Source organism: Streptomyces sp. NBC_01268 (genome assembly GCF_036240795.1).
GTDB lineage: Bacteria > Actinomycetota > Actinomycetes > Streptomycetales > Streptomycetaceae > Streptomyces.
Map to the genome: position 1 here is coordinate 880,009 of NZ_CP108454.1, position 24,728 is coordinate 904,736.

The 24,728-nt window shown below is 75.1% G+C and carries 21 protein-coding genes; 14 read left to right on the top strand and 7 right to left on the bottom strand.

All coding sequences use genetic code 11. The features are described from left to right. Positions 1 to 153 precede the first annotated feature (153 nt). The 3 genes from OG309_RS03730 to OG309_RS03740 all read left to right on the top strand — a co-directional run bounded on the left by OG309_RS03730 (position 154) and on the right by OG309_RS03740 (position 4,274). The gene (locus OG309_RS03730; RefSeq protein ID WP_329418265.1) at positions 154 to 2,184 is read left to right on the top strand and encodes an NADPH-dependent 2,4-dienoyl-CoA reductase; all 2,031 of its coding nucleotides are present in this window, start codon (positions 154 to 156) and stop codon (positions 2,182 to 2,184) included. A 31-nt stretch (positions 2,185 to 2,215) separates the two neighbouring features. Further along, complete coding sequence (locus tag OG309_RS03735) at positions 2,216 to 2,767, top strand: PadR family transcriptional regulator (protein WP_329418266.1); 552 nt, start codon at positions 2,216 to 2,218, stop codon at positions 2,765 to 2,767. A 103-nt stretch (positions 2,768 to 2,870) separates the two neighbouring features. Further along, positions 2,871 to 4,274, top strand: a complete 1,404-nt coding sequence (locus tag OG309_RS03740) for an NAD(P)/FAD-dependent oxidoreductase (RefSeq protein ID WP_329418267.1) — start codon at positions 2,871 to 2,873, stop codon at positions 4,272 to 4,274. Between the two features lie 71 nt (positions 4,275 to 4,345). Here OG309_RS03740 and OG309_RS03745 read toward each other — a convergent pair whose 3' ends face one another. Further along, positions 4,346 to 5,683, bottom strand: a complete 1,338-nt coding sequence (locus OG309_RS03745; RefSeq protein ID WP_329418268.1) for a DUF2252 domain-containing protein — start codon at positions 5,681 to 5,683, stop codon at positions 4,346 to 4,348. 202 nt (positions 5,684 to 5,885) lie between these two features. On the opposite strand from OG309_RS03745, the gene OG309_RS03750 reads away from it, so the two are divergent. Next, a complete protein-coding gene (locus tag OG309_RS03750) occupies positions 5,886 to 6,653 on the top strand; it encodes a GntR family transcriptional regulator (protein WP_329418269.1) in 768 nt (255 codons plus the stop codon). A gap of 16 nt (positions 6,654 to 6,669) precedes the next feature. Here the strand turns inward: OG309_RS03750 and OG309_RS03755 are convergent, their stop codons facing one another. Next, on the bottom strand, positions 6,670 to 8,202 hold the full coding sequence (locus tag OG309_RS03755; RefSeq protein ID WP_329418270.1) for an amino acid permease: 1,533 nt from the start codon (positions 8,200 to 8,202) through the stop codon (positions 6,670 to 6,672). A 60-nt stretch (positions 8,203 to 8,262) separates the two neighbouring features. Then, on the bottom strand, positions 8,263 to 9,258 hold the full coding sequence (locus OG309_RS03760; protein ID WP_329418271.1) for a hypothetical protein: 996 nt from the start codon (positions 9,256 to 9,258) through the stop codon (positions 8,263 to 8,265). A gap of 307 nt (positions 9,259 to 9,565) precedes the next feature. Between OG309_RS03760 and OG309_RS03765 the strand changes: the two genes are divergently transcribed. From OG309_RS03765 to OG309_RS03785, 5 genes are all read left to right on the top strand, one after another. Then, the gene (locus tag OG309_RS03765) at positions 9,566 to 11,047 is read left to right on the top strand and encodes an FGGY family carbohydrate kinase (RefSeq protein ID WP_329418272.1); all 1,482 of its coding nucleotides are present in this window, start codon (positions 9,566 to 9,568) and stop codon (positions 11,045 to 11,047) included. Further along, positions 11,044 to 12,465: an FAD-dependent oxidoreductase gene (locus OG309_RS03770; protein ID WP_329418273.1), complete on the top strand. Its 1,422-nt coding sequence runs from the start codon at positions 11,044 to 11,046 to the stop codon at positions 12,463 to 12,465. Before OG309_RS03765 ends, OG309_RS03770 begins: the two co-directional genes overlap by 4 nt. After that, positions 12,462 to 13,664 carry an FAD-dependent oxidoreductase gene (locus tag OG309_RS03775; RefSeq protein ID WP_329418274.1) on the top strand — a complete coding sequence of 401 codons (1,203 nt, stop codon included), beginning with the start codon at positions 12,462 to 12,464 and terminating at the stop codon, positions 13,662 to 13,664. The genes OG309_RS03770 and OG309_RS03775 overlap by 4 nt, the downstream gene beginning before the upstream one ends. Before the next feature lie 47 nt (positions 13,665 to 13,711). Then, complete coding sequence (locus OG309_RS03780; RefSeq protein ID WP_329418275.1) at positions 13,712 to 14,191, top strand: NUDIX domain-containing protein; 480 nt, start codon at positions 13,712 to 13,714, stop codon at positions 14,189 to 14,191. A gap of 62 nt (positions 14,192 to 14,253) precedes the next feature. After that, positions 14,254 to 14,499 carry a hypothetical protein gene (locus OG309_RS03785; protein ID WP_329418276.1) on the top strand — a complete coding sequence of 82 codons (246 nt, stop codon included), beginning with the start codon at positions 14,254 to 14,256 and terminating at the stop codon, positions 14,497 to 14,499. A 130-nt stretch (positions 14,500 to 14,629) separates the two neighbouring features. On the opposite strand, the gene OG309_RS03790 is transcribed toward OG309_RS03785, so the two are convergent. Next, on the bottom strand, positions 14,630 to 16,570 hold the full coding sequence (locus OG309_RS03790; RefSeq protein WP_329428112.1) for an NAD-binding protein: 1,941 nt from the start codon (positions 16,568 to 16,570) through the stop codon (positions 14,630 to 14,632). Between the two features lie 220 nt (positions 16,571 to 16,790). Between OG309_RS03790 and OG309_RS03795 the strand changes: the two genes are divergently transcribed. Further along, positions 16,791 to 18,047: a D-alanyl-D-alanine carboxypeptidase family protein gene (locus tag OG309_RS03795; protein ID WP_329418277.1), complete on the top strand. Its 1,257-nt coding sequence runs from the start codon at positions 16,791 to 16,793 to the stop codon at positions 18,045 to 18,047. A 235-nt stretch (positions 18,048 to 18,282) separates the two neighbouring features. On the opposite strand, the gene OG309_RS03800 is transcribed toward OG309_RS03795, so the two are convergent. Both OG309_RS03800 and OG309_RS03805 read right to left on the bottom strand, forming a co-directional pair. Continuing rightward, positions 18,283 to 18,615 (bottom strand): DUF3040 domain-containing protein, encoded by a 333-nt coding sequence (locus OG309_RS03800; protein WP_329418278.1) that lies wholly within the window; start codon positions 18,613 to 18,615, stop codon positions 18,283 to 18,285. A gap of 91 nt (positions 18,616 to 18,706) precedes the next feature. Beyond that, positions 18,707 to 18,961 (bottom strand): DUF5133 domain-containing protein, encoded by a 255-nt coding sequence (locus OG309_RS03805; RefSeq protein WP_329418279.1) that lies wholly within the window; start codon positions 18,959 to 18,961, stop codon positions 18,707 to 18,709. A gap of 183 nt (positions 18,962 to 19,144) precedes the next feature. Between OG309_RS03805 and OG309_RS03810 the strand changes: the two genes are divergently transcribed. Further along, positions 19,145 to 20,182: an NAD-dependent epimerase/dehydratase family protein gene (locus OG309_RS03810; RefSeq protein WP_329418280.1), complete on the top strand. Its 1,038-nt coding sequence runs from the start codon at positions 19,145 to 19,147 to the stop codon at positions 20,180 to 20,182. 21 nt (positions 20,183 to 20,203) lie between these two features. Here OG309_RS03810 and OG309_RS03815 read toward each other — a convergent pair whose 3' ends face one another. Continuing rightward, positions 20,204 to 21,097 (bottom strand): glutathione S-transferase C-terminal domain-containing protein, encoded by an 894-nt coding sequence (locus tag OG309_RS03815; RefSeq protein ID WP_329418281.1) that lies wholly within the window; start codon positions 21,095 to 21,097, stop codon positions 20,204 to 20,206. Between the two features lie 476 nt (positions 21,098 to 21,573). Here OG309_RS03815 and OG309_RS03820 point away from each other — a divergent pair, with 476 nt between their 5' ends. The 3 genes from OG309_RS03820 to OG309_RS03830 all read left to right on the top strand — a co-directional run bounded on the left by OG309_RS03820 (position 21,574) and on the right by OG309_RS03830 (position 24,654). Further along, positions 21,574 to 22,032, top strand: coding sequence for an RrF2 family transcriptional regulator (locus OG309_RS03820; protein ID WP_329418282.1), 459 nt, complete (start codon positions 21,574 to 21,576; stop codon positions 22,030 to 22,032). A gap of 156 nt (positions 22,033 to 22,188) precedes the next feature. After that, complete coding sequence (locus tag OG309_RS03825) at positions 22,189 to 23,604, top strand: acyl-CoA dehydrogenase (protein ID WP_329418283.1); 1,416 nt, start codon at positions 22,189 to 22,191, stop codon at positions 23,602 to 23,604. Positions 23,605 to 23,766: 162 nt separating this feature from the next. Beyond that, complete coding sequence (locus OG309_RS03830) at positions 23,767 to 24,654, top strand: universal stress protein (protein ID WP_329418284.1); 888 nt, start codon at positions 23,767 to 23,769, stop codon at positions 24,652 to 24,654. Positions 24,655 to 24,728: the final 74 nt, after the last annotated feature.

Below are 24,728 nucleotides of genomic sequence, written 5' to 3' on the forward strand. Positions count from 1 at the left end.
CCCGAAGCCCGCGGCCCCGCGAGGACGTCGTGGCCCTGCCACGGACCTGTGGCATGGCGCACATCCCACCCCCACCCTTATGCAACTTGTTGCACAAGCCTCCTCCGGTCGTCTACAACAGTCCGTGACGATCCCGCGCGAGGAGGCGCCCCCATGGCCCCGACCCAGACCACCCCGTACCCGCACCTGCTGAGCCCGCTGGACCTCGGGTTCACCACCCTGCCCAACCGGGTGCTGATGGGATCCATGCACGTCGGCCTGGAGGAGGCCGAGCACGGATTCGAGCGCATGGCCGCCTTCTACGCCGAGCGCGCCCGCGGCGGCGTGGGCCTGATCGTCACGGGCGGCATCGCCCCGAACGAGGCCGGACGCCCCTGGGACGGCGGCGCCAAGCTGACCACCGCCGAGGAGGTCGCCGAGCACCGCCTGATCACGGACGCCGTGCACGAGGCGGGCGGCCGGATCGCGATGCAGATCCTCCACTTCGGCCGCTACGCCTACCACCCCGGTCTGGTCGCCCCGAGCCCCCTGAAGGCCCCGATCAGCCCGTTCGCGCCGAACGAGCTGACGGACGCCGAGGTCGAGCAGACCGTCGAGGACTACGTGCGCTGCGCGGAGCTCGCGAAGGAGGCGGGGTACGACGGCGTCGAGGTGATGGGCTCCGAGGGCTACCTGATCAACGAGTTCATCGCGGCGGCCACCAACCAGCGCACCGACCGCTGGGGCGGCTCGTACGAGAACCGGGTCCGTTTCCCGCTGGAGATCGTGCGCCGCATCCGCGAGCGCGTCGGCGCGGAGTTCATCCTCGTCTACCGCCTCTCGATGCTGGACCTGATCCCCGGCGGCTCGACCCTCGACGAGGTGGTCGCGCTCGCCAAGGAGATCGAGGCCGCCGGCGCCACGATCATCAACACGGGCATCGGCTGGCACGAGGCGCGCATCCCGACCATCGCGACGTCGGTGCCGCGCGGCGCCTACACGTGGGTGACGAAGCGCCTGATGGGGGCGGTCTCGGTGCCGCTGGTGACGAGCAACCGCATCAACACGCCCGAGGTGGCGGAGGAGATCCTGGCCGGGGGCCGCGCCGACATGGTGTCGATGGCCCGCCCGTTCCTGGCCGACCCGGACTTCGTGGCGAAGGCCGCGGCGGACCGCGCGGAGACCATCAACACCTGCATCGGCTGCAACCAGGCCTGCCTGGACCACACGTTCAGCCTCAAGATCACCTCGTGCCTGGTGAACCCGCGCGCCTGCCACGAGACGGAGCTGGTCCTCTCCCCGACCCGCCTGGCCAAGCGGATCGCCGTGGTCGGCGCGGGCCCGGCGGGCCTCGCCTGCGCGGTGTCGGCGGCGGAGCGCGGCCACGCCGTGACGCTCTACGACGGCGCCGGGGAGATCGGCGGCCAGCTGAACGTCGCGAAGCGCGTCCCGGGCAAGGAGGAGTTCGACGAGACCCTGCGCTACTTCCGCGTGCAGCTCGCCGAGCGCGGCGTCGAGGTCCGTCTGAACACCTTCGTCGAGGCGTCGGACCTGGAGGGGTACGACGAGGTCGTCGTCGCGACCGGTGTCACGCCCCGCACTCCGGAGATCGAGGGCGTCGACCACCCGAGCGTGGTGGGCTACCTGGACGTGCTGCGTCACGGCGCGCCCGTCGGGGAGCGGGTGGCGATCCTGGGCGCGGGCGGCATCGGTTTCGACGTGGCGGAGTTCCTGACGGACGGCGGGGAGGGCGCGAGCCAGGACCCGGAGACGTACTTCCGACAGTGGGGCGTCGACACCTCGTACGCGTCGCGCGGCGGTCTGCGCACCCCGGAGCGGCCCCGCCCGCCGCGCCAGGTGCACCTGCTCCAGCGCAAGACGACGAAGGTCGGCGCGGGCCTGGGCAAGACGACGGGCTGGATCCACCGCACGGAGCTGAAGCACCGGGGCGTGACGATGGTGGCGGGCGCGTCGTACACGCGGATCGACGACGAGGGCCTGCACCTGACGATCGACGGCGAGGCGAAGGTCCTGCCCGTCGACACGGTGGTGCTGTGCACGGGCCAGGAGCCGCGCCGCGGACTGTACGAGGAGCTGGTCGCGGCCGGCCGCGCGGCGCACCTGATCGGCGGGGCGGACGTCGCGGCCGAGCTCGACGCGAAGCGGGCGATCGACCAGGGCACGCGGCTCGCGGCCGCGCTGTGAGGGCCCGGCCGGCCGAACCTAGGATGCCTGCATGTCCCTCCCGCACGCGATCCTGACGGCGCTGCTCGAGAAGCCCTCGTCGGGCCTCGAACTGACGCGCCGCTTCGACCGGTCGATCGGCTATTTCTGGTCGTCCACCCATCAGCAGATCTACCGCGAGCTGGGAAGGCTGGAGCAGGCGGGGTACATCCGCGCCCTGCCCTCCGCCGTTCCGGCGCGGGGGCAGAAGAAGGAGTACGAGGTGCTGCCGGCGGGCCGTGCGGAGCTCGCCGGCTGGGTGGACACCCCGGAGGACCCGAAGCCGCTGCGTTCGGCGCTGCTGCTGCGGATGCGGGCGGCGGCCGTGGTGGGCGGCGCCGGGCTGCGGGAGGAGCTGGAGCGCCATCTGGGCCTGCACCGGGCCCAGTTGGCGGAGTACCTGGCGATCGAGGCGAAGGACTTCCCGCCGGAGCGCCGCACCACGGAACCGGACCGGCTGCGGCACCTGGTCCTGCGGGGCGGCATCGACCTGGAGCGCTTCTGGGTCGAGTGGCTGACCCGGGCGCTGACGGAGCCGGCCGCTTCGCGCGACGACGAGCGGTGAACCGGTACTGAGCCGTCCTGTCCGGCACTCGCACCCCGCCCCCGGCCACGGTGGATACTGGTCAGTCCAGACCAGTCCGGACCAGTCAGGTGAAAGGGCGAGCATGGCCGACGAGTTGGGTCACCGCAGGACACGTCACGCGGTGGTCATCGGGGGAAGCCTCGCGGGGTTGCTGGCCGCGCGGGTGCTCAGCGAACACGCGGAGCGCGTCACGGTCGTCGAGCGCGACCGCTACCCGGAGGGGCCGGAGGCACGGCCCGGCGTTCCGCAGGGCCGGCACCTGCACGTGCTGATCGAGGGAGGGCAGCGGGCGCTCGACGAGCTGCTGCCGGGCTTCATGGACGAGCTGCACGGGCTCGGAGCGCCGAAGGTGGGCGTGCCGCGGGACATGATCCAGTGGCAGAACGGCCAGTGGTACGTGCGCACGGAGGCGACGGCGCACTTCTACACCGGCCCCCGGCCGCAGCTGGAGTGGCTGGTGCGGCAGCGAGTTCTGGCCGATCCCCGGATCGAGCTGATCGAAGGCACCGAGACGGTGGGGCTGCTCGGGGACGCGGCGCGGGTGCGCGGCGTGAGGGTGCGCGAGCGGGGCGCGGGCGCGGACAAGGAGCCGCGCGCGCTGGAGGCCGATCTGGTCGTGGACGCGTCGGGCCGCTCGACGCGGGCGCCGGACTGGCTGGCGGCGATCGGCGCGGAGGCCCCGCACGAGGAGACCCTGGACACGGGTCTCGCGTACGGCACGCGGGTCTACCGGGCGCCCGCGGAGGACGCGTCGACGGATGCCCTCGGTTACTACGTGGTGCCCAATCCGGGCCAGGTGTACGGCGGTGTGGTGCTGCCGCTCGGCGACGGGCGGCACCTGGTCACGCTCTCCGGTCTGCGCGGCGACGAACCGCCGTCGGACGAGGCCCTGTTCGAGGAGTACGCGCGGAAGCTGCCGCACCCGGTGGTGAGCGACTGGATCGCGAAGGCGGAGCCGCTGTCGCCGGTGTACGGCTTCCGGAAGACGTCCAACATCCGCCGTCGGTACGACCGTCCGGGCCGCCGTCCGGCCGGTTTCCTCGCGACGGGCGACGCGCTGTGCGCGTTCAACCCGATCTACGGGCAGGGCATGGCGGTCGCGGCGCTCACCGCGGTCGCGCTGCGCAAGGCCCTGGCGGACTCCCGGCGCACGCCGACCACGCGTCGGGTGCAGCGGGCCCTGTTGGACGCCTCGAAGCAGGCGTGGGACATCTCGGCGGGTGCCGACAAGAAGATGCCGGGCGCGACCGGTGACGCGGCCAGGTCGGGCGCCGCCGACAAGGTGACGGGCTGGTACCTGCGCCGGGTGCAGGACCGCGCCTCGGGCAACCCGGTGGTGGGTACGCCGTTCCGGGCGGCGCTGACGCTGACGGCCCCGCTGACGGGCCTGTTCGCGCCGGCGGTGGCCCGCGAGGTGCTGTTCGGCCCGGTGCCGCGCACTCCGGACGCGCCGCCGCTGCTCCGCAGCGGGGACGAAGGGCGCTGACCCCGGGGCCGCGGCCCGCGGCCCCGAAGGATCCGGCGAAGCCCGACGGCGGCCCGGGGAACGGTGCCCGTTCACACCCCCGGCGCCGCCGTCACCACGCCCGCGGCGATGCCCGCGCTCAGCGCCGCGTAGTCGTCGGCGTTCTGCGCCGTGTAGCGCAGGGCGAAGTCGGCGATGCCCCGGTCGAAGACGTCGGAGGAGCCGAGGTACGCGGCGATGGCGATGCGGTCGCCGGAGCGGGCGTGGGCGCGGGCGAGGGCCCAGCCGCACAGGCGGGCGTACTCGCGGAGCATGACCGGGGTCATGGTCTCGACCTCGGCCGATCCCTTCATGTCGCGCAACTGGCGCCAGTAGAAGTGGCGTTGCTCGGGTCCGGTCATCCAGCCGAGGAAGATGTCGCTGGCGGCCTGGGTGAGCCGCTGGCCGCAGACCACCCGGCGGCCCTGGTGGCTGAAGACGCTGGGGGTGAGGTACTGCTCCAGGACCGACGGGACGGCCTCCTTGATCTGGAGGAAGAGCGGGTCGGTGTCGTCGCGGCCTTCCAGGAGCAGGATGAAGCAGCGGGTGCCGACGCTGCCGACGCCGACGACCTTGCGGGCCGCGTCGACGAAGTGGAAGCGGTCGAGGAGCAGCCGGCGTTCCTCGCTGAGCGAGCTGCGGTAGTCGCTGAAGATCTTCCCGAGGGTGACCCGGTCGACGTCGGTGACCCGTTCGAGGAGCGGCGGGTCCTCGACGATGTGCCGGCCGGTGGCGTCCTTCTCGGTGAGCTTGCCGAAGGCCTGGAGGCTGGTGCGGCGCCGGGCGCGGGCGATCCGGTCCTCCAGGCGCTTGCGGTCGGCGCCGCGGATGAGTCCGGCGACGTCCTCGGCGGAGATCCGCTCGTACCAGACCTCGAGTTCGGCGAGGCCGGCGAGGCGGCGCATCGCGGTGCGGTAGCCCTCGGCGGAGACCTGGGCGGCGCGGTGGGCCTTGGCCTTGGAGGTGCCGTTCTGGAGGGCCGCGACGGCGATGGAGGCGGCGAGGCGTTTGACGTCCCATTCGAAGGGGCCGGGCAGCGTCTCGTCGAAGTCGTTCACGTCGAACAGGAGCGTCCGTTCGGGTGAGGCGTACACCCCGAAGTTGAGGAGGTGGGCGTCGCCGCAGAGCTGGACGGTCAGTCCGGTGTGGCGCTGGGCGGCGAGGTCGGCGGCCATGACGGCGGCCGCGCCGCGCAGGAAGGCGAAGGGGGACGCGGCCATGCGGCCGTAGCGGATCGGGACGAGCTCGGGGACCCGGTCGACGGACTGGCGCTCCAGGACGCCCAGTGGGTCCGGGCGCTGCGAGGAGGGTATCCACTGCCCGTGCGAGGAGCGGGGGACGCGCTTGCGTGCCGCGCGTCCCCTCTCGGCCCGTTCGGAGGGTGTCGTCATCCGGCCTCACCCACTTCTTCCACCGCCGCGGCCTCCACTGATCCGTTGCGATCCATTACAAATCGGACCGCCCGATTCGGCCACTTCCGGCGACCGGACTTCCCGAATGGTTTAGACCAATGATAGGTATTGATCACCCACACGGTTCAGGTGGTCACACCGCGCAATGGTTGAACCATGCATGACAGAGAGGGTCCGAGACATGGCCGAGCCCGTTTCCGAGCCCGGACCGAGGGCGGCGCTTCCGCTCTACCTCCGGGTCGCCGCAGTACTGCGGGACGACCTCATCCAGCGGCGCATCTCCCCCGGCACCCGGCTGCCGTCCGAGCGCCACCTCGCCCACCGCTTCCACGTCAACCGCCAGACCGTCCGCGGCGCGCTCCAGCTGCTGCGCGACGAGCGGCTCGTGGTCACCGACCGGCGGGGCACCTTCGCCGCCGAGCACGACCAGCGCGGCCCGTCGCCGACGGCGCCGCGGCGCTCCTTCCCGGGCGGCCCCCGGGCGGCCGACGCCCTGGTGCGCGCCGCGCTCGCCTGGGAGGCCCCGCCGGTGGCGCTCGCCGCGCGGCTCTCGCTCGCGCCCGGGGAGCCGACGCTGGTGCACCGGCACGCGGTCCTGGCACCCTCCGGGGTCTCGCTGCAGCGGTCGGTGTCCTGGTTCTCCCGGCCCGCCCTGACGGAGATCCCTCAGCTGGGCCGCTACCGGCGGGTCGCCGACCGCTACCGGCAGCAGCCGGATCTGCGGCTGCTCTACCACTGGATGCACCACGCGGGGCTGCGCACCACCCACCGGGAGTCGGTCGGGGTGCCGCAGGACCCGGGCGGCCACCCGGCGGACCGGGCGGCCGACGGCGCGGCCCGGCTGAGCGTCCACCGGGTCGTGAGCGACCAGCACGGCCATGCCCTGGAGGTCACGGACATCGATGTCGCGGCCCGGACCGGCTCCTGGACCTACGAGTTCAGCGGCTGACGGCCGAGCGGCGGGCTCAGACGATGCCCTCCGCGATCTCCGCCTCCTCCTTCGCGTTGCCGTACGCCGACGGCGTCCCGTACGAGCGGCGCGCGACGTACCACCAGACGCTGGCGAGGACGAGCACGACGGCCAGCGCGATCACGGCGTAGTTCATGCTGTCGACCGTCACCGGGGACTTCTGCGGCAGGCAGAAGAGCACGGTCACGCAGGCCACCCAGATCACCGCGATCCAGCCGATCGGCCGGCTCCAGCGGCCCAGGCTCCAGGGTCCGGGGACGAAGTTCCGGCCGGCCCGCAGCCGCAGGAGGATCGGGATGGCGTAGGCGGGGGTGATGCCGATGACGTTGATGGCGGTCACGGCCCCGTACGCGGTGGCGGAGTACAGCGACGGCAGGGCGAGCAACGCGGCCACCACGACGGAGAGCCAGACGGCCGGCACCGGGGTCTGGGTGCGGCTGCTGACCCGGCGCCAGAGCGCGGAGCCCGGCAGGGCGTTGTCGCGGCTGAACGCGAAGACCATGCGGCTGGCGGCGGCGACCTCGGCGTTGCCGCAGAAGAGCTGGGCCACGATCACGACGAGCAGCAGGGCCTTGGCGCCGCCGGCGCCCAGCGCGTCCAGGAGGATCTGGGCGGGCGGCACGCCGGTGGCGCTGTTCTGCGTGCCCGCGTAGTCCTGGATGGCGAAGGTGAGTCCGGCGAGGAGGGCGAAGCCGGCGATCCAGGAGGCCCAGATGGAGCGGACGATGCCCTTGGCGGCGGTCACCGAGGCGTTCGCGGTCTCCTCCGAGAGATGGGCGGAGGCGTCGTACCCGGAGAAGGTGTACTGGGCGAGGAGCAGACCGATCGCGGCGACGTAGAGCGGGTTGGTCCAGCCGGTGTCGTTCACGAACTCGGTGAAGACGAACGAGGCGGACTGGTGGTGGTCGGGGACGAGGGCGAGCGCGCCCACGATGACGGCGACGCCGCCGAGGTGCCACCAGACGCTGATCGAGTTGAGCACGCTGACCAGGCGGACGCCGTAGAGGTTGAGCACGGCGTGCAGCAGCAGGATCACCAGGAAGATCAGGAAGGTCGACCCGGGCGTGGGGACGATGCCCCACTGGAGGTTGAGGAAGGCGCCGGTGAACAGGGCGGCGCCGTAGTCGATGCCGGCGATGGCGCCGAGCAGGCCGAGGAGGTTGAGCCAGCCGGTGTACCAGCCCCAGCGGCGTCCGCCGAGCCGGTCGGCCATGTAGTAGAGCGCGCCCGAGGTCGGGTAGGCGCTGGTGACCTCGGCGAGGGCGAGGCCGACGCACAGCACGAAGAGCCCGACGCCCGCCCAGCCCCAGAGCATGACGGCGGGGCCGCCGGTGCCCATGCCGAAGCCGTAGAGGGTCATGCAGCCGGAGAGGATGGAGATGACCGAGAAGCTGATGGCGAAGTTGCCGAAGCCGCCCATCCGGCGGGCGAGGACCGGCTGGTAGCCGAGCTCTCTGAGCCGCGCCTCCTCGTCGTCCTTGGCCGGAGGTGGCTTGCGTATCGCGTCGGTGGGGGCGGTGCGGGACATGCGTTCCTCCGGGGACGGGGGTGTTCGGGGGATGTGGGGGGGGGAATGCGGGGCGGCCGGTCAGGGACCCGGCCGGGACTCCGGGGCGCCGAGGCAGCGGGCCCTCGCGCGCAGGAAGACCTCCTCGGCGGGACCGCGCTCGTCGGGGACGGCGGTGCGGTACGCCCAGGGCTGCGGGGTCCAGTACGGGCCGAGGGCCTCGAACACCCGGGCCGCGTCGGCGAACTTGAGGGCGCCGTACAGGGCGTGGGCCAGGTGGTTGAGGTCGAGCAGGCTGGCTTCCTCGGTGGCGCAGAAGAGGAACCAGGTGTCCATGGCGCGGCGGGCGTCGCGGACGGCGTCCTCGGCGACCCAGTGCAGGTCGAGGGCGCGCTCGTGGCCCCGGTCGCGCCGGTAGCGCTCGACGCGCACGTACAGCGGCAGGGCGTGCAGCGCGGAGCCGACCGGCGCGGAGGAGGAGGCCCACTGGGCGTAGTTGACCGCCTCGGAGAGCGGCCCCTTCCTGCGGGCGTAGACGAACTGGAGCATCCGGTGGTGCGCCTCGCGGTTGTGCGGGTCGCGCTTCTCCGCCTCGTTGAGCAGGCCCCAGGGCCCCGGCGGCAGCATGGGGGCGGGGGGCGGGAGCCGGTGCTCCTCCATGCTCTGGCGGGCGTCGAGTAAGGAGAGGGCGAGCCGGCACACCCAGGGCACGGGGTCGGCCGGGGCGCGTTCGACGGCCTCCCGGCAGGCGGTCCAGGCCTCCTGCCACAGGTCGCGGGTACGGGGGTGGCCGGCCCGGTGGGCGCGGACGGCGCGCTCGACGGCGACGCGGGAGTGCATGACGGCGGCGGCGATGGAGTCGGGCTCCTCCGCCCGCCAGGTGGCGACCACGTCGGTGCCGGCCGCGACGGCGGCGAGGACCTGGGTGCGCCGGGTCCAGGCGGGCCAGCCGGTCGTCTCGTCGAGGAGCCGGGCCATGGCCACCCAGCGGCCGGTCCGCAGGTCCTGGACGGCGCCCCGCAGGGCATGGTCGTGACCCGCCGGGTGGTAGACGGGCCGGAAGCCTTGCGCGGCCATCAGGCGGCCGTGCGGGGGGTGGGGGACATGGTTCCTCGGTGAGGTGAGCGGAGGGGGTGGTCAGTCCCCGTGGCCATCCCGGCCGGTGATCGGCGATCACTATAGAGGTCGCTGGACGTGACCGGTCCACTTTCTTCTGTGACCGTAACTATCCAGCCAGCGACTGAATTTGACTTGATGTCAGCGATGTTTCGGAAACTGACGGGTTCGCCGCCGAAGCCTTGACGGCGCGCCTCCGCTGCATCAGGCTGACCGGTTCCACGATCAAGGACCTCCACCCACCGCACAGCAGCAGGGAGTCGCGCGCATGACGGGCCCGGTACTCGCCGTCGACCAGGGCACGTCGGGCACCAAGGCCCTCGTCGTGTGCCCCGAACGCGGGGTGATCGGCAGCGGATTCGCCCCGGTGCACCCGCGCGCCCTCCCGGGCGGCCTGGTCGAGGTCGACCCCCGTGAGCTGTACGACTCCGTGGTCGCGGCCGGACGCGCGGCGCTCACCGCAGCCGGGGAGCCGGTCGTGGCGGTGGGCCTCGCCAACCAGGGCGAGACGGTGCTCGCCTGGGACCCGGCGACCGGAGCGCCGCTCACCGACGCCCTCGTCTGGCAGGACCGGAGAGCCGCCGACCTGTGCGCCGAACTCGCCGCGCACGACGCCGAGTTGAAACGTATCACCGGTCTGCCGCTCGATCCGTACTTCGCCGCCCCCAAGATGGCCTGGATCCGCCGCAGCCTCACCGGCGCCGGGGTCGTCACCACGAGCGACGCCTGGCTGGTGCACCGGCTCACGGGCGCCTTCGTCACCGACGCCGCCACCGCGGGCCGCACCGGGCTGCTCGACCTCGACACCACCGCCTGGTCGGGGCACGCCCTCGACGTCTTCGGTCTCGGCGGGGAGCGGCTGCCGCGCGTGGTGGACTGCGACACCCCGGTCGGCACCACCACCGCCTTCGGCCCCCCGCTCCCGCTGACCGGGCTCCTCGTCGACCAGCAGGCGGCGCTCCTCGCCCAGGACGTGACCGAGCCGGGCGCCGCCAAGTGCACCTACGGCACCGGGGCGTTCCTGCTCGCCCAGACCGGGCACGTGCCCCGGCGCGGCGACTTTGGCCTGGTCTCCTGCGTCGCCTGGCGGCTGCGGGACCGGACCAGCTACTGCCTCGACGGGCAGGTGTTCACGGCCGCCTCCGCCGTCCGGTGGCTGACCGGCCTCGGCGTGATCGCGGGCGCGGCCGACCTCGACACCGTCGGAGGCGCCGTCCCGGACGCCGGAGGCGTCACCTTCGTGCCCGCACTCGCCGGGCTCGCCGCCCCCTGGTGGCGCGGCGAGGTGCGCGGCTCGCTCACCGGACTCGGCCTGGACACCGGCCCCGGCCAGCTCGTCCGGGCGCTGTGCGAGGGGATCGCCGCCCAGGTGGTGGAGCTCGCCGGTGCGGCGGCGGCCGACCTGGGCGCGCCGCTCACCACGCTGCGGGTGGACGGCGGCCTGACCCGGTCGGCGCTGCTCATGCAGACGCAGGCCGACCTCCTCCAGCGGCCCGTCGAGGTCTCCGCGCTGCCCGACGCCACCGCGCTCGGCGTGGCGGCGGTCGCCCGGCTCGGCCACTCCCCCGAGCTCGCCGTCCACGAGGCCGTACCGGAGTGGAAGCCGTCCGCCGTGTACGAGCCGCGGATCACGCCCGCCGAGGCCGCGGAACGCCTGGACCGTTTCCGTACGGCGGTGGCACGGCTGCTGGCCGACGAGCCGCCCGGAGCCGGGGGTCCGGGCGGCGCGCCCGGCGGGTCGGCCGCGTGAGCGTCACCCGGCGCGGTGCCCTGCCCGACACCTCGGCACCCGGCACCGCGTACGACGTCACCGTGGTCGGCGCGGGCGTGGTGGGCTGCGCCATCGCCCGAGAGCTGGCCCGCCGCTCGCTGCGGGTCGCGCTCGTGGAGGCGTCCGGCGACATCGGCGAGGGCAGCTCCAAGGCCAACACGGCGATCCTGCACACCGGGTTCGACGCCGTCCCCGGCTCCCTGGAGGCCCGGCTCGTCCGCGAGGGCGGCCGGATGCTCGCCGCGTACGCCCGGGAGACCGGCATCCCCGTCGAGCCCGTCGGCGCGCTCCTGGTCGCCTGGGACGAGGAGCAGCTCGCCGCGCTCCCCCGGCTCGCCGCCAAGGCCGCCCGCAACGGACACCACGGCACCCGCTTCGTCGACGCCGCCGGACTCCGCGCCCTCGAACCCCATCTGGGGCCCGGGGCGCTCGGCGCGCTGGCCGTGCCCGACGAGTCGGTCGTCTGCCCCTGGACCACCCCGCTCGCCTACGCCACCCAGGCCGTACAGTCCGGGGTCGACCTGCATCTCGACTGCCCCGTGGAGAAGGTGCGGCCCGGCGGCCCCGCCGCCCCGCACCGGCTCATCACCCGCCGCGGGGTCCTGCGCACCCGCTTCCTGGTCAACGCCTGCGGCCTGTACGCCGACGCCTTCGACGCGCTGGTCGGGCGGTACGACTTCACCGTCACCCCGCGGCGCGGGCAGCTCCTCGTCTTCGACAAGTTCGCGCGCGGGCTGGTCCGGCACATCCTGCTGCCCGTGCCCGGCGCGCTCGGCAAGGGCGTGCTCATCGCGCCGACCGTCTACGGCAACGTGATGCTCGGCCCGACCGCCGAGGACCTCGACGACAAGACCGCCACCGGCTCCACCGCCGAGGGCCTCGACGCGCTGCGCGCCCAGGGGCGCCGGATCCTGCCGGCGCTCCTCGACGAGGAGGTCACCGCCGTGTACGCCGGGCTGCGGGCCGCCACCGGCGCCGAGGACTACCGGATCGCGGCCCACCCCGAACTGCGGTACGTCACCGTCGGCGGGATCCGCTCCACCGGACTCACCGCCTCCCTCGCCCTCGGCCGGCACACCGTGGAGCTGCTCGCCGACACGGGCCTGGAGCTCGGCCCCGAACGCCCCCTCGCCCCGGTGTCGATGCCGAACCTGGGCGAGGCCTTCCCCCGTCCGTACCGGGACGCCGCCCGCATCGCCCGCGATCCCGCGTACGGCGAGATCGTCTGCCACTGCGAGCGGGTCACCCGCGGCGAGATCCGCGACGCGCTCGCCTCCACGGTGCCGCCCGCCACGCTCGACGGCCTGCGCCGCAGGACCCGCGCACGGGCCGGGCGCTGCCAGGGCTTCTCCTGCGGGGCGACGGTGCGGGCGCTGTTCGAGGAGCGTGCTCGGTGACCGGCGGAGGCGTGGTGGAGCGGGCCGTCGACGTCCTGGTCGTCGGCGCGGGACCGGCCGGTCTGGCCGCGGCCGCCCGGCTCGCGGCGGCGGGTGCGGGCCGGGTCGAGGTCCTGGAACGGGAGCGGACCGCGGGCGGGGTGCCGCGGCACTGCGCGCGCGGCGGCTTCGGGGCGTTCACCGGGCCCGGCTACGCGCGGCGGGCGGTGCGTGCCGCCGTACGGGCCGGAGCGGTGGTCCGCACCGGCGTCGGCGCGACGGGCTGGGCCGGGCCGCTGACCCTGGAGGTGACCGCGCCCACCGGCCTCGAACGGATCACCGCGCGGGCCGTGGTCCTCGCCACGGGGGCCCGCGAACGGTCCCGCAGCGCCCGTCTGGTGCCGGGCAGCCGTCCTGCCGGGGTGTTCAGCACCGGTGAACTCCAGCAGTCCGTGGAGCTGTTCGGGCTGCGCCGGGAGCGGATCGGACGCCGGGCCGTCGTCGTCGGTTCGGAGCCGGTCGCCCGGCACGCGGTGCGCACCCTGCGCCGGGCCGGGGTCACGGTGGCGGCCGTCGTCTCGGAGCGGCCGCGCGGGGCGCGCCTTCCGGTGCCCGTGCTGCGCGGCGCGAGGGTGCTGGAACTCGTCGGCCGGGGGCGCCTGTCGGGGGTGCTGGTGCGCGGCGCGGACGGGCGGACCGGGCTGCTGCGCTGCGACACGGTCGTCTTCACCGGCGACTGGATCCCCGACCACGAACTCGCCCGTACCGGCGGTGTCCCCCTCGACCGGGCCACCCGCGGCCCGGCCGTCGACCCCGCGTTCCGCACCTGCGTGCCGGGGGTCTTCGCCGTCGGCAACCTGCTCCGGGGCGTGGAGCCCGCGGTGGTGGCCGCGGCGGAGGGCCGGGCGGTCGCCGACGCCGTCCTCGCACGGCTCGCGGGCGCCCCCTGGCCCGGCCCGGGAGTCCCGGTCACCGCCGGGGGCGCCGTGCGCTGGGTCTCCCCCCACCGCCTCACCGGACCGGCCCCGACCCTGCTGCTCCGCCCGTCCGGCCGGCTGCTCCGCCCGGTCCTGACCGTGGAACAGGACGGGCGCGTGCTGCACGAGGCGCGGCTCCCGGGACGCGTGGACGCGCACCGCTCGGTCCGCCCGCCCACCGGCTGGACGGCGGACGTGGACCCGGCGGGCGGACCCGTGGTGATCCGGCTGGACAAGCCGTAGCACGCGCCCGATTCCCCCGGCGCGCGCGATCGTCCACACTGGGCAGTATGCCCGACAAGCGCAGTGCCGGTCTCCTCCTCTACCGCAGGACCGCCGACGGCGGTACGGAGGTGCTCATCGGCCATATGGGAGGGCCCTTCTGGGCCGGGCGGTCGACGGCCGCCTGGTCGGTCCCGAAGGGCGAGTACGGGCCCGACGAGCCGCCCGAGGCCGCCGCGCGGCGCGAGTTCGAGGAGGAGCTCGGCCTGCCGCCGCCGGACGGGGAGACCGTCCCCCTCGGTGAGATCCGCCAGGCCAACGGAAAGACCGTCACCGTGTGGGCCGTCGAGGCCGATCTGGACCCGGAGCGCGTGGTGCCGGGGACGTTCACCATGGAGTGGCCGCGCGGCTCCGGCACGGTGCGCGAGTTCCCGGAGCTCGACCGGGTGGGCTGGTTCTCCTTCGAGGCCGCCGCGCCCCTGCTGGTGGCGGGTCAGCAGGCCTTCCTGGAGCGCCTCGCGGCCCACCTCGGCGGGCCAGGGACCTGATTGTCAGACCCGTACGAGAGGGTGGTGGGGACGACCGCCACAAGCTCGACAGGGAGCCCGACATGACGACGATCACCGGCCGTGAGCGCGCCGCCGCCCAGGCCTACCTGCGCCTGCTCGAATCCACCCAGGCGGTGCTCGCCGATCCGCGCCTCGAGCCGTACGCGGCGGCGATGCTCACGCATCCGATGGCCGAGGCGGACGAGGCGCTGCGCCGGGCGGGCTTCTCGGGGAACGAGGCGCATCTGCTGCACCTCGTGGCGGCCCTGAGGGCGTCTCCCCCGGTGGAACGGGGAAGGCCCGTGTGAGGCGGGGCCCGGGACGACGACACGGGCCTGGGCGGGTCGCCGCTCGACCCCCGGCCCGCTCGCTCCCGGCCCGCTCGCTCCCGGCCGTTCGCTCGGGCCGGCGTGGGCGAGCTGCCGAGACCTGCCGCAGTCAGCCCACCCGCCCGTCCTCCCACCGGTCCGCCGGGTCCTGCTGCCGGGGGCGGCGGCCGAGGAGTTCGGCGAGGCCGCGGCGGGTGGCGGCGACCACGACCCGGTCGCCGGGACCCAGGACGTCGGCGGGCGGCAGCTGCCAGGCGAGCCCGTAGCCCGAGCGGTTCGCCGGCACCCCGGCGGCGCCCCGCGCGATCACCCGCCAGGCGCCGGGCCGGAACGCCTCGGCGACCGTACGGCCCTCCAGGAGCGGGTGGTCCTTGACGTCGAGCGCGGCGAAGAGCAGCACCCGGCGCTCCACGGGGATGGCGCCCAGGACCTGGCGGCCCATCATCGCCCCGGCGAACGCGGGCGCCGCCAGGTGGGAGACGCTGCGGCTGCGGGTGAGGGCGCCGGGGTGCGCGGCGCGCAGGGTGCGGTAGACGGCGGTGGCGAAGTCGTCGTCGTACAGGCGCAGTGCCACCCTCAGGTCGGGGCTGATCGACCGGGCGTGCAGTGCCGCCTCCAGGTTGGTGATGTCGACGCTGGTCAGGGCGAGGAGGGCGCGGGCCCGGTGGATGCGGGCGGCTTCCAGGACGCCCTCCTCGGTGACGTCCCCGATGACCGTGGGCACCCGCAGCCGGCGGGCGAGCGCGAGGCCGCGGGCCTCGGGGTCGGCCTCCACGCAGACCACCGGGATGTTCATCCTGCGGAGCCGGGCCAGCACCCGGGTGCCGACCTTGCCGAGGCCGAGCAGCACGACGTGTCCGGACAGGCCGCGCGGCGGGCGGCGCAGGGTGGTCGCCGAGCGGAAGGTGCCGAGGGCTTCCAGGAGCGCGGCGACGAGGACGGGCAGCAGGAGCAGGCCGACGAACCCGGCGAGGATCTGGAGCACCTGACGGCTGGTGGGCTCGCCCACCGCGGGGTCGCCGATGGCGAAGACGTCGAGCAGCGTCAGGTAGGCGGCGTGCAGCGGGTTGTCGCCGGTGGCGATCGTCGATGCCAGGGCGAGCCCGAGGACGGCGGCCGCCACGCCCGCGAGCGACCAGCGCAGCCGCCGGGAGAACAGCGAGCCGACGGGCAGCGCGGAGGCGCCGAGCCAGCCGGTGGCCTGGGCGGGGCCCTCGTAGCTCACGGCCTCCAGGGCGACGATCCCGCGTCCGGTGGCTGCGGCGACGGCCGCGTCGTCGGGCAGCAGCTGCGGGCCCTGGTCGCCGCTGCGTTCGGAGCCCTCGCTGCCGGCCGGGTCGCTGGCCGTCGCGGAGAGCAGCGCCAGGGTGCACAGGCCGGGGTCGGCGACCTCGCCCCGGGCGGGCGGGGTCCGGTCGACGGCGTGCAGCAGCAGGCCGCCGGCCTGGATCACCTTCTTGCTCCCGGCGATGGCGGTGGCGGCGAGGGCGGGTGCGGCGGTGTCGGCGTCGGAGAGGACGGTGGTCGCCGCGTCCAGCTTCTCGGGGTCGAGACCGGGTTCGGAGACGGCCGCGGCCTGGTCGAGGAGGGTGGCCAGGTGCTGTCCCAGCTTGCGGTTGTAGAGCCGGATGACCAGGCGCAGCCTCGGGTTGAGCCGGCGGGCGGCCAGCGCGGCCCGGATGTTGCGCTCGTCGTCCTCGTGGACCAGCGCGAGCGCGGCGGCCCGCTCCACCCCCGCGTCGAGCAGCGCCTGGTCGTCGGCCTCACCGGTCTCCATCACCCGGATCGTGCGGGCCTGGGCCGTGCCGCGCGGGTCGCCCGCGCCGGTCGGGCCCGCGGCTCCGGCTCCGGCTCCGGCTCCGGCTCCGGTGGTGCGGCTGACGGCCGCGGTGACCCGCCCGAAGAGCGCCGCGGCCCGTCCCGTCCGGGCCACGGGCCGGCTGGGCGTGTCGACGGGCGCGGGGACGAGCAGGGTGACCCGCTCCCCGTACATCTCGTGCAGCTCCGCCGCGAGACGGTGCGCCAGCACGTCGTCACCACAGACGATCATGTGTTCGACGGGGCCGGGGCCGTCGGAGCCCGGTGGGGCAACGGGCCTGCTCTGGTTCGGGAATGAGGACACGTCACCAGCATGCCCTGCCCCACCGACAGCCCGGACGGCGCCCGGCCCGGCCGTCGGCGCGGCGACGCGCCCACCCTCCGGCACAGCCGCTACGCCGGTCGGCGCACTCCGGTCTGCGGGCGTCCCGTCCCGTTCCTACCGTGACTGAATGATCGTCACGCCAGCTGTCCGTCATGCCACCGCCGGTGCCGCGGTGCTGCTGCTCGTCCTGCCGGTCCCCACGGCCACGGCCTCGGCTCCCGCCGCCCCCGCCGCTCCCGCCTCCGCCGTCTCCTCGGTCGGCGAGCCCACGCCGCCCGCGCGGTCCTTCGTCGACCCCGCCCGGCTCGACCGCTCCGGCACCCAGGTGCAGCCGCTGCGGGGCGCGCCACAGCTGCCGTCCGTGTCGGCCCTGTCCTGGGTGGTCGCCGACGCGGTCACCGCCGAGGTCCTCGCGGCGCGCGACGCGCACCGGCCGCTGCCGCCCGCGAGCACCCTGAAGACGCTCTTCGCGCTGACTGCGCTGCCGCACCACGGCGGGAACGAGCGGCACACCGTCAGCGACGAGGAGCTCAACGGCATCGGCGAGGGGAGCAGCCTCGTCGGCGTGAAGGAGGGCTACACGTACAAGGTGTCGGACCTGTGGAACGGCGTCTTCCTCAGCTCCGGCAACGACGCGGTGCACGTCCTCGCCGCCATGAACGGCGGCTGGGAGTCGATGACCCGGCAGATGCAGGAGAAGGCCCGTGCCCTGGGCGCCCGCGACACGCGCGTCGTCTCGCCGGACGGCTACGACGCGCCGGGCCAGGTGTCCTCCGCGTACGACCTGGCGGTCTTCGGGCGGGCGGGACTGCAGGACCCGCAGTTCACCCGCTACTGCTCCACCCGTTACGCGGACTTCCCGGCCGGCTCCTGGTCGTTCGGCATCGCCAACACCAACCGGCTGCTCACCGGCGCCGACGGGGTGGCCCGCTATCCCGGGCTCATCGGCATCAAGAACGGCTACACCAGCAACGCCGGGAACACCCTCGTCGTGGGGGCGCGGCGTGGGGGCCGCACGCTGGTCGTGTCGGTGATGAACCCGCAGGGCGGCGGCGGGTTCGCCGTGTACGAGGAGGCCCGGGAGCTGCTGGACTGGGGCTTCGACGCGGCGGGCCGGGTCCGGCCGGTGGGGTCCCTCAAACCGGCGAAGTCCCTGCGGCAGGAGGCGCCGCAGCCGGTACGCGCCGCCGCGCGGAAGGTGACCAAGGCGGGACCGGAGGCGGCCGGCGCCACCACGCCGGCCGCGGCGGCCGCCCGCGACCCGCACCGGCAGGCCACTCCCTCGGGCAAGGCGGCCGGGCTCCCGCTGGCCCTGGTCGGCGCGGCGCTCGGCGCGGCGCTCTCCCTGTGGCTCTGGCGGCGGTTCGGGGCGCGCGCGAACTGAGCCCGGAACAGGACCGGACCGAACAGCCGCGGCGGGACCGGAGGAGACGGGAAGCAGCGCGGATCCGGACGGAAGGCGGCGCGGATCCGAACGGGACCCCGGACGGAAGGCGGCGCGGACCCGGCCGGAAGGCGGCGCGGATCCGACGAAGAGCGGCGCGGCCCCCGGACGGCAGCGGCGGGGTGGGCGCGGCCGGCGGCTCCGGCCGTGTCCGGCGGGTCCGCGGCCGGCCGCCTCAGCGCTCCGGCTCGTCCGGGCGGGGCCGCTCCGCACCCGTGAGGTGGCGGCGCGACCAGACGAGGAGCAGGCGGAGCAGGCACACCAGGGTCACCACCCACACCGCGGCGAAGGCCCAGATCAGCGGGGGCGACTCGGTGGCGACGGCGGTCACGAACAGGGTGAGCGTGACGGCGCCCAGGAGGGCGGTGACGCGTCCGCCGGGACGGCGGAACCGGGGACCGGGGCGTCCGGAGCGCAGGCCCCGGGCGAGCGGCCGGTCCGCGCCCAGGCCCTGCTCGATCTCCTCCAGGATGCGCCGCTCCCGCGGCGAGAGCCCTGCCTCTTCCATCGCCGACACCTCCAGGCGGGCGGCGCCCGGGGCCGCCGCGCGGCCCGGGGCGCTTCGCGGGCCGTGACCGCCCGCGCTCCCTACCCTTCGCCTACCCCGCACACCCCCGGCCAACCGCCCCCGGGGCCATGACGGCGGCGACCGGACGGGGCTCGGCCAGGTAGCGCTCGGCGGCATGGACCGCCTCGCGGGCGGTGCGGACTCCCATGAGGACACAGAGCGTGTACGCGGTGTCCTCGAACCGGCGCAGGACCGAGGGGTCGCACGGCAGGGCCAGGGTCTGGCGTTCCTGGGCGCGGTAGCTCCGCAGCAGCCGGTCGATCGTGTTGCGGTCAGGGAGCAGCATCCGTTCCTCCTGGTACACGCCATCCCCCCGGCCCCACCATCGTGGGGCCGGATGCTCACCGACGCGACCCGCAGCGCCACGCTCCGTGATGTCCGCGACCTCCCCACGTGCGCGGGCGCCGCCGAGGGCGGAAGGTCGAGAGGAGAGGAAGGCCGTGGCGGGGGAGGTCGGAGGGCCGAGGTCATGAACCCGAGCGATCGCCTGCGTGTCGTCGTCACCGGCGCCACGGGGAACGTCGGCACGAGTCTGGTCCGCGCCCTGGAGCGCGAACCGCGGGTCGCTTCGGTGCTCGGGCTGGCCCGGCGACGGCCTGCCCTGACCCTGGCGAAGACGGAGTGGGCTGAGGTGGACCTGTCGCACGAGGGTGCCGGGCCCCGGCTCGCCCAGTACCTGGAGGACGCGGACGCGGTCGTCCACCTGGCCTGGCGCTTCCAGCCGACGCACGATCCGGTGGCGACCTGGGAGACCAACGTCCTCGGCGCCGTACGGGTCTTCGACGCGGTCGCCGCCGCCCACGTCCCGGTCCTGGTGCACGCCTCGTCGGTCGGTGCCTACTCCCCCGGTCCCCGGGGCGGTCCACCGGTCTCGGAGTCCTGGCCGACGCACGGCTGGCCGGGGGCCGCGTACACCCGGGAGAAGGCGTATCTGGAGCGTGCCCTGGACACCTTCGAGCGCGACCATCCGCAGACGCGGGTGGTCCGGATGCGGCCCGCCTTCCTGTTCAAGGAGGAGTCGGCGAGCGAGCAGCGGCGGATCTTCGCGGGGCGCTTCTTCCCGGGCCGTCTCTTCCGGCCGGACCTGCTGCCGCTCGTACCGGAACTCTCCGGCCTGCGCTTCCAGACCCTGCACACCGACGACGCGGCCGACGCGTACCGGCGGGCGCTGCTGCGGGACGTGCGGGGCGCGTTCAACCTGGCGGCGGATCCGGTGATCGACGCCCCGACGCTCGCCGGGCTGCTCGACGCCCGCCCGGTGAAGGTGCCGAACGCCGCCGTGCGGGGCGCGCTGGCGACGGCCTGGCGGCTGCGCGTCGTCCCGTCGTCCCCCGGGCTCTTCGACGCGGTGCTGCGCCTGCCGCTGCTGGCCACGGCCCGGGCGCGGCGGGAGTTGGAGTGGGTGCCCTCCAGGACCTCGGTCGAGGCCCTGGAGGCGTTCCTGCGCGGGGTCCGCACGGGTGCGGGCGACGCCACGGAGCCGCTCACCGGTCGGCGTACCGGCTGATCCGTCGGGCCCCGGGGCCCGTCAGCCCCAGTCGACGATCCGCATGGCGGCACCGGCCGCCTCCCGGCCGCGGCAGTGGGCGCGGTGGTGGGCGAGGACGCCCTCGATGTCGAGGTGGCGGCCGAACGCGGGCAGCGCGGCGAGCCGTTGCGCGTAGGCCCAGAGGGCGGGGTGCCCGGCGACCCGGTCCATGGCGGCGGCGTCGAGGTGCCAGCGGTGGACGGTGTCGAGCTGGACGAGGGTGACCCAGACGGTGACGTCGGCGGCGGTGGGCGCGTCGCCGAGGACGTACGGGTGGCGGGCGAGCCGCCGTTCGAGGGAGCCGAGGGCGGCGAAGAGGACGGTGAGCGGGTCGTGGTGGGCGGCCTGGTCGTCGAGGCCGAGCTCGCCCGCGCGCTGGGCGGCGGCGTGGACGCTGCGCGCGCACAGGTCGGCGACGGCGCGGATCTCCTCTTGGTGCGCCTCGGGGAGGAGTTCGGGTCCGTCGCCGCGGAAGCGCAGGGCGAGGTCGCGCAGGATGTCCGGCACGTGGGTGGAGACGATGCGGCCGGTCCAGCCGTCGCTGAGGACGGGCGCGGTGGCGGGTCCCGCGTACTGGTGGGCGCTGGCCTCGTAGAGCGGGCGCAGGACGGCGTAGCCGCCGTCGGGCGTGTCGGGGGTGGCGGGCAGGACGGTCAGCGGCAGCGTCTCGTCGAGGCCCAGGAGGCTGTGGGTCACGGCGATGCCCAGACAGCTGGGGTCGGCAGGTGCCAGATGGAGCCGGTAGCGGTGCGGCACCGCGTAGTGGCCGCTGCGCACGTCGCGGCCGATCCGGCCGCGGAAGGCCGGGGTGGTGGAGGCGGGGACGATCGACGGGACGACGGAGGGGAGGGCGGCGGGGACGGCGGACGGGGCGGCGGACGGGATGACGGACATGCTTCTCCCTGGGTTGCTCGGTGCTGGGTCGCGGTGGCGCACGACGGCGTCGGCGCGCGCCCGGAGGCAGCAGAGGTACGGGAAGGAGGAATCACGCGGAGCGGCGGTGCGACGGTGCGGCGGTGCGGCGGACAGGCGGAGGGGGAAGAAGGGCGGGGGCGGAGGGCGGCGAGGTGGCCGGGAACGGACGGTGGGCGACCGCGGCCCGAAGCGATCGACCCCGGTCGCCGGTGACCCGCCGGTGATCCGCGGATGACCGGCCGGTGATCCGCCGCAGGGCGCTACGCCGCGCTGCAGACCCGCAGCAGGTCGATGTGACGCCGGGAGGTCAGCGGCAGGGAGCGGGGCAGGCGGGGGGCGTGTGCCGTCTCCGCCGCGTCCGTGGCTCCCATGGTTCCCTACCTGTTCGCTCGGTTTCCCGTCCCCGAGTGTGGGATCGTCCGCGCCCTCCGTCAAGACTGCGGAATAATGCTCCTATGCGCATTTCAGCCAGGGCCGACTACGCGGTGCGGGCCGCCCTCCAGCTCGCCGCGGCCCAGGACACGGGGCCGGTGAAGGCCGAGGCGATCGCCGACTGCCAGGGGATCTCGCACAAGTTCCTGGAAGGCATCCTCGGGGACATGCGCAAGGGCGGCCTGGTACAGAGCCAGCGCGGCGGCAACGGCGGCTACTGGCTGGCGAAGCCGGCCGCGGAGATCTCGGTCGCGGACGTGATCCGCTGCGTGGACGGCCCGCTGGTCTCGGTGCGCGGGGTGCGCCCGCCCGAGCTGTCGTACACCGGCCCCGCCGAGTCGCTGCTGACCCTGTGGGTGGCGCTGCGGGCCAACGTGCGCCATGTGCTCGACGGGGTCTCGCTGGCGGAGCTGGCCTCGGCGAAGCTGCCGCCCGAGGTCGTGGCGCTCGCCGAGGACCCGGACGCCTGGACCAATCCGTAACCGTCCGGCCGCCCCCGACACCGCTGGCCGGCAGCCTGCCGTACCGGCTTTCGAGATGCCATTGTCCGTGATGCGGACGCCCCTTGGGGCGCGGGCCGCCCCTCTGCCAGTATTCCTACTATTCCAGTGGGGATACTAGGGATCATGTGAGGTGACGTGAGAACGCCGAAGAAGTCAGCGATACGCCCCACCTCCGCGCCGGCCGAACGCCCGGCCGACGACGGGATCTGGCCCCGCGTCACCAGAGAGCTCGCCGACGACCTCGCCGTCGACGCCCTGACCAGGGACCGCGCGGGCAAGGCACCCTTCGACGAGGTGGCCCGGCTCCAGGAGGCGGGACTGCCCGCGCTGCTCACCGCGCCCGGGCCCAGCGGCCGCGGCGCCGACTGGCGCACGGCCTGCGGGGTGATCCGGGAGATCGCCGCCGCCGACGGTTCGATCGGCGAACTCCTCGCCCACCACTGCGTCCTGTCCTGGACCTCGCGATTCCTCGGCCCCGCCGCGGGACCGCTCGACCTCGACACCCGGACCGCCCAGGAGCACTGGCTGCTCGCCGGGGCGGTCGAGCCGCCGCGCGTGGACTGCGCGCCGGCCGGACTCGCCCTGACCCCGGCCGGCGGCGGCGCCTACGTCCTCGACGGGCGCCGCGCCTTCGCCTCCGGCGTCACCGTCGCCGACCGGCTCGTCGTCGGCGCCCGCTGTACCGAGACGGGGGACCTGCTCGTCGTCCTGGTCGACCCGGCCCACCCGGCCGTGTTCACCGACGCGGGCGCCGAGCGGGTCGGGCAGCGCCTCGCCGGCGCCGGTACGGTCACCTTCGACCAGGTGCCGGTCGGGGCGGAGCAGGTGCTCGGCGCGCTCCCCCAGGACGAGCACGCCGTCGCCCCGTACTCGACCCTGGCACCGCTCGCGCTGCGGCTGCTCCTGGTCCAGGTGGGGCTCGGCATCGCCGAGGGCGCGCTCGCCGAGGCCCGGGACGTCAGCCGGGCCACCCAGGCGGCGGCACCGCCCGCCGAAGGGGCACGGGGGCGGGCCGCGTTCGCGGCGGACTTCGCGAACGGCTTCGCGGCGGACTTCGCCGCCACCGGGACGAGCGGCCGCCTGGGCCGCTCCGGACTCCCGGGACTTCCCCGGCCCGGCTTCGCGTCCCCGGGACTCGCGGGCTTCTCCGGTGGCGGACCGGGGGACGATCCGTACCTCCTCCTGGCCTACGGGGAGTTGGCGACGGCCGCGCACGCCGCCGCCGCGGTGGTCGAGCGGGCCACCGACGCCCTCGCCCGCGGTCTCGTCGAGGAACGGGGACTCGACGTCGAGGACCTCGCGGACATCGCCGTCCTGGTCGCCGCGGCCGAGACCGTCACCAACCGGGCCGCGGTGGACATCACCACCCGCATCCTCGAACTGGTCGACCCGGCGACCGCGGCCCGCCCGCACGCCGGCGGCCAGGGCTTCGACCGCTTCTGGCGCAACGTCCGGGCCCTCACCGCCCCGGTCTCCCCCGACCACCGGCTGCGCGACATCGGCGACCACTACCTCAACGGCACCCACGCCCGCCTCACCCTGCCGGTGTAACCCGTCCGACCGGAACGGCGGGCGCCCTCGCCCGAAAGGGGCCGGACGGCACGCCGCCACGGGACCTCCGGCCCTCTCCTCGGGCGGCCGATGGGCCCAAGCTGGAGGCAGCGGGCCCGCCGCCCCTGGCGGGCCCGACACCGAGCCGACGGAGGCAGCCTGATGAGTCGTGAGATCGTCGCGGGAGTGGACGGTTCCCCCGAGAGCCTGGCCGCGGCGGACTGGGCCGCGCGCGAGGCGCTGCTCCGCGGGCTCCCGCTGCGTCTGGTGCACGCCTGGCGCTGGGAACCGCTCGACCTGCCCCTCCTCCAGGACCCGGCGACCCAGCAGCAGGCCGCCCAGGCCGTGCTCCGCGAGGCCGAGGCCGCGGTCACCGCGCGCCACCCGGACCTCACGTCGACCGCCCAGGTCATCGGCGACACCCCGGTCACCGCACTGCTCGACGCCTCGCGCGAGGCCGAGCTGCTGGTCCTCGGCTCCCGCGGGCACGGCGCCGTCGCCGGATACCTCCTCGGCTCGTACGGGCAGCAGATCATCGCGGCCGCGCGGTGCCCGGTCGTCGCGGTCCGCTCCCGCGACGGCGCCGCCGCCGAGCCGCCCGCCGGGGAGATCCTGGTCGGCCAGCAGGGCAGCCCCCAGGACAGCGCACCCGTGCTGCGGTTCGCCTTCGAGACGGCCGCGGCCCGCGGGGCGGCCCTCAGGGCGGTGCGGGCCTGGAGCCTGCCGCCGCTGTTCGCGTACAGCCCGGGCTCGCTGCGGCTCGCCGACGAGGCCGGCGGGCTCGTCCCGTACGAGGAGAAGGCGCTGCGCGAGGCGCTCGCCCCGTGGCGGGAGCGGTACCCCGACGTCCCGGTGACCGAGCACGTGGAGCTGGGCAGCGCCGGGCAGGTGCTGCTGTCGGGTTCGGGCTCGGCGCAGCTGCTCGTGGTGGGGCGGCGTGTCCGGCGCGGGGCGCTCGGCACGCGGATCGGTTCGGTGGCCCACGCGGCCCTGCACCTCGCCCCGTGCCCAGTCGCAGTGGTACCGCACGAGGTTGACGCACAGGATTGACGAGGAGTGTCGCGCTGTCCGGGACCGGAAAGTGTTATAGCCGTCGCCCCGGTGGCTCTCCCCAGTGCCGGACG